Origin of the sequence: Microbulbifer epialgicus, assembly GCF_041447265.1 — a bacterium.
Lineage (GTDB): Bacteria > Pseudomonadota > Gammaproteobacteria > Pseudomonadales > Cellvibrionaceae > Microbulbifer > Microbulbifer epialgicus.
This window is the reverse complement of record NZ_JBGMEK010000137.1, coordinates 1-6,173: the sequence shown is the minus strand read 5'-3', so window position 1 is coordinate 6,173 and position 6,173 is coordinate 1. Positions and strand designations below refer to the sequence as shown.

The window sequence follows — 6,173 nt, the reverse complement described above, 5'->3', positions numbered from 1 at the left end:
TACCTGAATAGAAGAGTTATCGATAGCAATGATACTAGGCTCTCTGCAGACATTGTCAGTGATCGCTTGCCCCAGGCCATAACGGTAGTCACAATGTACCCTACCCGACTCCCTACAATAGTCTGCCAATACGATGGGGATATTATCAGACCTCCACGGCGTGCCCGTCAGTGCTAACGAATAAGCTGACTTTCCACTGATATAGCGATAAATGGTTTCTCCCCAGCTATTGCTATTACCCTCTTCCATAGCTGCACAATGGTGGATTTCGTCAAATATCACAAATACTCGATGATTCTCCAAGATTTGCCAAAATGACGTATCCAAAGAAATCATGGCCTGATAGGTCAAAGAGCAACCATCATCACCGAGTTGTCCACTTAACTTTTTACCTGTCTGTGCTTCAAGCTCTTTTTGGAAATCCTTTGCTACAACAACTGCTGGGGAAAAGCACATCACCATGTCGATCATTCCCGCATCAAACAGACGCTTGGCCAAAAGTGCAGCCATAATCGTTTTCCCTGCACCAGGGGTGGCAAGGCACATGAAGTGGTTAATACCTGAAGAATATTGACTATAGGCCTGAGAGATGGCTTTGGATTGCCAGCGACGTAGTTCCATTGAAATTAAAGGCTAGGTTTAGGATCGAGCAGTGACTCGATTGCTCTAACTTTACCGAGAGTTTTGGCATATTCTTCCCGGGTTTGATCATACTTCTTTTGTATTGCTTCTTTTAGGCTAGGCTGCACTTTGGCGATAGCCTCATACTCTTCGAGGGCCCCCGCTGAAGACAGCAAACCTGTACGATATTTGTTCAACTTTAATTTTAGAGTATGCACGACTCCCTCGGGCAGCAGCTTGCCTGCTTGTTCGGGTGTCGCTTCTACGTGCTGTCGTACGGAGGGTCTAGAATCCAACCGGGTTAGATCTTTTATTCGATATTCGATTGGGTGTAGCTTCCCAGTATCTACTCTTTCCAGGACTCCATGCTCTTCAAGCTTACGTAAATGCCGCTTCACTAACTGGCTAGTAAGATTCTTGGGCTTAGAATCATCACCAGTCAGCTGCAGGTAGGCGTCCCTAAAATGGGAAACAGAAAAAGTATCAAAATCCCCTGTCTTCAAAAGTGAGACGAATTCAGGCTTAACCCTCAAAGCTTTCATAGTACATCTAGCTGTCTCGAATTTCGCGCCATTGTACTTCGTCTCTACCATCGAGACAATGAAGTCCTCCCCCTACTCACCTGATGCTGAGAAGCTCCGAAAGTGGCTCAAGCAAAAACGCGAAGAGCGTGGGCTCTCTATTCGTGCCGCGGCTGCAATGCTAGGGCGTCACCATTCGATCATCGGTAAGATCGAGCAGGAGCGTAAAAAGATCGATATCCTTGAATTCGTCGAATACTGTGCGGTCCTGAATGCCGACCCCCATGAAGGGTTAGATATACTGCTTGACTCCCTTACAAGCAGGAAAAAGATATAGCTTTCTCCCCCGCTACGCCTCAGCCAGCACGAAAAAGATCAAGACATCAAAATATAGTAAGAAATAAATTTTTATAATTTTTTGCAAGGTGAGGATAATATTTCTTTACCGCAAGGATAAGTAAATGTTTGAGAGCTCCTCTAACTATGCTTGGTTTTATGAATTAGTTTCCCTCCTGAAGTCGCTCTTTCCAAGCCGCCATCAATGAAAAGGTGAAAACCAAGGTTGTATACGAGGTAACCGTCCCAGCTCCCCTGAGACGGTGGCCATTTGGCTTGCCCTTTGCCTCAACGAAGCGTCATTTCCGGGCCTAACTCCCAACACTGGCTGTTATTCTCAAATCCAATTTTGGGGTAATAATCCTGCGCTTGGGGGGCGGAAAGTAAAGTGAGCCAGCAGTGCGGCCCCAGCGCCTCTTGGGTATAGCGGATCAGAGTCTTTCCAATCCCTTTCCCTTGGTAACTCTCATCCACCGCCAGGTCAGACAGGTAACAGGCAAAATGAAAGTCGGTGAGTGATCTCGCCACACCGACCAGGAGATTTCCCGCCCAGGCGCCAACCAACAAATTGGCATTTTTTACCATGGCGTCCATGCAATCGAAATCATGAATAGGACGGCGCTCGGCCAGGGTGGATCGTTTTAGCAGGTCAATAAATTCTTCGGTGCTTATCGGTGAGTTTATGCGGTAGTCGATCATTAATACTCTCTGGTGATACAGACATGCGTCTATGGATTTGAATAACGAGTGGATAGCTGTTTATGGGCTAAACATCCGGATCACTGTGCTCTAGCCGTATTTAAGGCCTGGTTTTAAGAGGATCTCGGCGCATCCACCCATTGGCATGAGTGCCGAGGTAATATACTTATTTTTCACACGCCTAGAAATATTTCCATGCATGTCCATAGAAACCTACTTTACCCTCGCAGGACGAAATAGTACCCACAACCCCGGGTGAACCCCCGAGCAACTAGAACATCTTCTTGTTGATCTGACAGCAATCAAACGGATTGTCGAGGATCTCAACCTACTTTCCCTAACCAAGGCACGATAGCTAAAAATTCATCCCCAGGCAGTTGTGCTGACCGATGTAATCGCCGAGATCCACTGCAATTATCAGGAAAGGGCCCAAGCGGCTCACATGAAGATGCCTTTGGAAATAACCGACCGGCGCAAGGCTCTGGTCGATGTGAGCCGCTTGCGACAGATTCTCGAAAAGTTACTGGATAATGGCTTCAAATACGCCGCCGAGGAGGGTTACCTAGGTATCTGCGTGCTGTCTGAAGATGAGTGGACTTTTATTCAAGTGACAGATCGGGGGCCCGGCCTGAACCAAGAGCAACAAGATAATATATTTGAAAGCTTTTACCGCCAGGAACCGGCACGTAGTGACAAGAAAAGCCTGGGACTGGGACTCGCCTTCAGCCGGCAACTGGCCGAACTGATGTCCGGGAGCCTGACCGTATCCAGTGAAATTGGTCAGGGTTGCACCTTCACACTACGTTTCCGTGAACAAATGCAGAATTCTTAATAATACCCTGACATTTCACCCAGATAATGTCCTCGTAGATCAGTTAATAGCAGTACGAGGGGGAATACTTTATGAAAGCCATCGTTTCTTCTTTGACCATTGCGGCCGCCATTGCCGGTCGCAGCACCATCCAGGCGCCGGTACAAGCCCCATTGACCAGTCTACGTAAGCGATCTTGCTAGGCCGTGGGTGAGGATTCTCTTTGAGGTACTCAAGCTGGGTCGTTGAATGGCCAGTCACTGAAGTTCAAAATGAAGTGTCGTCAATCGATAAGTATGAAGGTGTGCAGATCTATCCCGTTGCGCTCCTAATTGCGCTGCTTCGGCCATCCCAACACTCTCAAGTTGGATATTCCAAGGTAGCAGTGCCTCATAATCCGCAACGGGTTGGCAATGAGGAATTGCTCCAAGTACTTTCACGTAATACCTGTAGGGATCAAGACCGTGGAGCTTGGCAGTGCGAATCAAACTGGAGTGCAGGCATAATGCTTTAGCGCAATGACCGAAGATGCAAACAGGAAGTTTTTACGAGCCATCACAAAGGGTTTGATTTCCTGTTCAGTCAAATTTTTGTCAACTTCTAAGCGGCCATCGTTGAGGAAAGCACATAGTCCATTCCAATATTTCAGGCAGTAATTCATTGCCTTCTGTTTGCGAAAATCGATGGGCAGGCGATAAAACCAGACTTTGGTGTTAAACGGTAGCCACATCGTATTTACAGGTCCAAAAGACCGGGGATTTGCGTCAACAATACCGGGCTATTGATCACCAGTTTTATGCCATTAGGGAACGCTAATATGCCCAGATTTTCCGTAGTGGCTGTAGGAGGCTTGATAACCACGGGAACAAAGTTAGGGGTAACAGACACAGGAGTTTGTTCAGTAAGTTTGCGGTACCAGTAGAGGAACTGGCTGTAGTTTAGGTTGTGCTTACGAGTATAGGCGCGCTTGGATTGAGAGCTTTTCTCGTAGACCCTGACATGACTTTGCCACTGCTGCTGATTCATAGGGCTTTCCTCCGAAGTTGATGGAGGGGGTATCATGGCAGTCTGCAAGAGCAAGTTGAATAATGTGGTTCATGTACCGCTTACTATACGAGAGATAAATCATTATAAATCAATGAATTAGGTCTATTTTCGCGGATTTTTAACCACAGATCGTCAAACGCTCAATTGTAACAGGAAGGCGATGAACTCTGACATAATCCCACTAAAGAATAACCAATAAAATCAAAAGGTTAGGTGTGATAATATGGCTGGTTTACCCAAAAACAGTCAATCACCCACATCCACGCTGCGATCATAGGCACGAAAGTCCAGCAAAATCTTGTAGGGCGTTCAGGTTGAGGTGGAGATTATCGATTTCCGTACCGCAGCAAAACCAATAAGCCTCTGTTTTCTAAAAAATGTCAGATTTAGTGCGGACATACTCGTTAATTTAGAGTGGAGATGACAGCTCAGCTCTCATTGAAAATACGAGCCGAGCTGCCAAGCTACCTGCTAAAATTAATTTTCAACAAGTAATTTAAAACCTTTGAAATATTACTCAGAAGCCTCTGACACCCTAAAGTTAGCAATTTCTAATGCTCGTTCGTTTAAAACTCGAGCATTATCTTCCACATTAATAGAGCCAGTGGTTTCACCGTTGATAAATACACCTGGATTAGACCACTGCTGGATCCTTGGACCACCAGTATTTGATGGACAACCATAAGCCATTACTGTTCTCCATGTAGATGGCGTAGAGTTGCAATATCCGTGGCCATATGAAAATGGCTCCATACTGGGGTCACGTGTTATAATATGCCTTGCTCCAAATAGATGGCCAATCTCATGTGCAAAGCTGAAGTATCCAGCTGCACATCCTTCTCTGGCTAAGGCTAAAGCTGTAGATTCGGTTGCACCAATCTCTCTGGCAACGCCACAATAGAAATAACCAGAGTTCCCGGTCAATACCATCATGATGTCCGCCTTATATGTTTCTCTTAGGCGAAGTAACTCAGATGTTTCTGGGTTTGCTGAATTAGAAAAAAAATCCCTATCAACGTCAAAATCACCACTACCTTCATAACTTGTTTTGTATGAGTGTACAATTTCAACTGATGTATTCACATTGCTATTTAGGAAGGAAACGTTTGTTTCCTCTTCTAGTAGATCCATGTAAGCAACAACATCACCAGCATCACTCTCAAAATTACTAGTATACGCGACGATAACAGTAAATTTTTCAGCCGGATCTAAAGACCCTAAGCTTAAATCAACATTTGAAGGTCTTTCATCCACATCTACAGGGAAATCTTCATAATAATTAATGTCGTGATCAATCAGGGTAGAGCTAGGTACCGCTATGATATCTGTAGTATTACCTTCGCCCGGCCTAACTTTGTATAGCTTTCCGGACATCTGTATAGATCCTACTACGTTACCATTGTTCTCAGCGATCGTTAAAAAATCTCCTTTCTTCTGACCAAATGCAGAAAAAGAGATTCTATTTTTTCTCCTATTGACATTCTTGGTTTTAAATCTCGATAACTTACCATTTATGACGACCTCCAACTCATCGCCTGTTATTATTTTTCGTATATCGACATTAAACCTTCCTCTTTTTACGATTGGTTTTTTATTTTTTCGAGGCTCTTTGAAATCCGTCTGATCGGAATTGATTTCTTCCATCAATAGATACCTTTTATTGTCATCTGCTGACACACAAAGAGGTGATATTAGCAATAAGCAAAAGATAGATATTAAATGATATTTCATAAGTACTCTCCACATTATTCTAATAGTATTAAATAATTATAGGCGATACAGATTGTTATTTTATTTTCGGCCCATCAGTGGGGTCATCGAATACTAGGAATCGCAATATAAAATTGCAATAAATTTGTACAAAGCATAGAGTCGCATGCTTTTTAATGTGAACCATTTCTACGGGTGAGCCTATATTGCCATCATCGCTATATGGATATGTCAATTGGGGTGATTCGCTAAGTCACACAGGGCCAGACTTGAATCCACTTAGGTTAATACGAGAAGTTTATTAGCATATGATAGGTCGACCACTTATTTATCAAATGAATTTAATTAACACATAGGTAAACCATCGCCTCTGGCGGTGAGACTTGACAAGGCTCTGCCGTTCCGGCGTGCAGAGTAAAAATATGGCC

The 6,173-nt window shown here is 44.4% G+C and carries 9 protein-coding genes; 2 read left to right on the top strand and 7 right to left on the bottom strand.

Annotated elements, in window-relative coordinates; all coding sequences use genetic code 11:
- The coding region (locus tag ACCI49_RS23115; RefSeq protein WP_371841599.1) for a DEAD/DEAH box helicase at positions 1 to 621 on the bottom strand (621 nt) is incomplete at its 3' end.
- A 5-nt stretch (positions 622 to 626) separates the two neighbouring features.
- A complete protein-coding gene (locus ACCI49_RS23110) occupies positions 627 to 1,163 on the bottom strand; it encodes a VspR family transcription factor (RefSeq protein WP_371841598.1) in 537 nt (178 codons plus the stop codon).
- Positions 1,164 to 1,221: 58 nt separating this feature from the next.
- Here ACCI49_RS23110 and ACCI49_RS23105 point away from each other — a divergent pair, with 58 nt between their 5' ends.
- The gene (locus ACCI49_RS23105; protein WP_371841597.1) at positions 1,222 to 1,479 is read left to right on the top strand and encodes a helix-turn-helix domain-containing protein; all 258 of its coding nucleotides are present in this window, start codon (positions 1,222 to 1,224) and stop codon (positions 1,477 to 1,479) included.
- A gap of 287 nt (positions 1,480 to 1,766) precedes the next feature.
- On the opposite strand, the gene ACCI49_RS23100 is transcribed toward ACCI49_RS23105, so the two are convergent.
- Entirely contained in the window at positions 1,767 to 2,177 is a 411-nt protein-coding gene (locus ACCI49_RS23100) for a GNAT family N-acetyltransferase (protein WP_371841596.1), read from the bottom strand.
- Positions 2,178 to 2,556: 379 nt separating this feature from the next.
- Here ACCI49_RS23100 and ACCI49_RS23095 point away from each other — a divergent pair, with 379 nt between their 5' ends.
- Positions 2,557 to 3,009, top strand: a complete 453-nt coding sequence (locus ACCI49_RS23095) for a sensor histidine kinase (protein WP_371841595.1) — start codon at positions 2,557 to 2,559, stop codon at positions 3,007 to 3,009.
- 236 nt (positions 3,010 to 3,245) lie between these two features.
- On the opposite strand, the gene ACCI49_RS23090 is transcribed toward ACCI49_RS23095, so the two are convergent.
- The 4 genes from ACCI49_RS23090 to ACCI49_RS23075 all read right to left on the bottom strand — a co-directional run bounded on the left by ACCI49_RS23090 (position 3,246) and on the right by ACCI49_RS23075 (position 5,679).
- The gene (locus tag ACCI49_RS23090) at positions 3,246 to 3,428 is read right to left on the bottom strand and encodes a hypothetical protein (RefSeq protein WP_371841593.1); all 183 of its coding nucleotides are present in this window, start codon (positions 3,426 to 3,428) and stop codon (positions 3,246 to 3,248) included.
- A gap of 44 nt (positions 3,429 to 3,472) precedes the next feature.
- On the bottom strand, positions 3,473 to 3,718 hold the full coding sequence (locus tag ACCI49_RS23085; protein ID WP_371841592.1) for an IS66 family transposase: 246 nt from the start codon (positions 3,716 to 3,718) through the stop codon (positions 3,473 to 3,475).
- 5 nt (positions 3,719 to 3,723) lie between these two features.
- The gene (gene tnpA / locus ACCI49_RS23080) at positions 3,724 to 4,014 is read right to left on the bottom strand and encodes an IS66 family insertion sequence element accessory protein TnpA (RefSeq protein ID WP_371841591.1); all 291 of its coding nucleotides are present in this window, start codon (positions 4,012 to 4,014) and stop codon (positions 3,724 to 3,726) included.
- Positions 4,015 to 4,548: 534 nt separating this feature from the next.
- Positions 4,549 to 5,679, bottom strand: coding sequence for a M12 family metallo-peptidase (locus ACCI49_RS23075; protein WP_371841590.1), 1,131 nt, complete (start codon positions 5,677 to 5,679; stop codon positions 4,549 to 4,551).
- Between the last annotated feature and the right edge of the window lie 494 nt (positions 5,680 to 6,173).

Bases quoted from the DNA above. Each gene is read 5' to 3' on its own strand.
- tnpA (WP_371841591.1), bottom strand. From the start codon at position 4,014: ATGAATCAGCAGCAGTGGCAAAGTCATGTCAGGGTCTACGAGAAAAGC.
- ACCI49_RS23075 (WP_371841590.1), bottom strand. From the start codon at position 5,679: ATGGAAGAAATCAATTCCGATCAGACGGATTTCAAAGAGCCTCGAAAA.
- ACCI49_RS23085 (WP_371841592.1), bottom strand. From the start codon at position 3,718: ATGTGGCTACCGTTTAACACCAAAGTCTGGTTTTATCGCCTGCCCATC.
- ACCI49_RS23100 (WP_371841596.1), bottom strand. From the start codon at position 2,177: ATGATCGACTACCGCATAAACTCACCGATAAGCACCGAAGAATTTATT.
- ACCI49_RS23110 (WP_371841598.1), bottom strand. From the start codon at position 1,163: ATGAAAGCTTTGAGGGTTAAGCCTGAATTCGTCTCACTTTTGAAGACA.
- ACCI49_RS23105 (WP_371841597.1), top strand. From the start codon at position 1,222: ATGAAGTCCTCCCCCTACTCACCTGATGCTGAGAAGCTCCGAAAGTGG.